At 58.7% G+C, this 549-nt stretch carries 1 protein-coding gene and 1 pseudogene; both read right to left on the bottom strand.

Annotated features, from left to right (window positions below):
* A partial coding sequence (locus J5224_RS34620; protein WP_413544776.1) for an FUSC family protein occupies positions 1-309 on the bottom strand: 309 nt, incomplete at its 3' end.
* A 9-nt stretch (positions 310-318) separates the two neighbouring features.
* Positions 319-549, bottom strand: a pseudogene (locus J5224_RS34625) (p-hydroxybenzoic acid efflux pump subunit AaeA); the annotation flags it as partial.

Genomic DNA, 549 nt, shown 5'->3' on the forward strand with positions numbered 1-549 from the left:
TCCCGCCCAGATGCAGCACAGCAGCAGCATCACCACAGGGGCACGAATGGTGGCGATGATAATCACCAGCGCACCGATACATCCGATAAAGGTGCCTACAATGCGCAATATCCCGCGATGCCGAATCGCCCCGGAAAAGGGATCGCCACCAGCGGCAAACGCAGGGCCAGCAGCAACGATGGCCGCAGTGAGTACTGACCAACGCGGCGTTTCCAACTGAAAGTGGAAACCGAGAAACAGCGACAGCACGACGGCAACGCTGAGTTTGCAGGCAAAACGCCAGTGGGGAAAAGCAGGCATTTTCATCATGAGTTCGCCTTAGCCAAACTCACGCAGCCGATAGAGCAAGCGAACCAACGGAGAAGGCTGCTTGTTTTGCGGGGCGTCGGCCTGCGCGATCACCACGGTGGCCGTGGTGCCCGCAGGATAAGGAAGATCTCGCTGTTGATCCAGATGGATTCTTACCGGCACGCGCTGCGCCAGCCGCACCCATTCCAGATTGGCATCCACGGTCGCCAGCCCTTTACTGTCTACGTTGGCGCTGCTGTT

Source organism: Candidatus Symbiopectobacterium sp. NZEC135, from assembly GCF_025962695.1.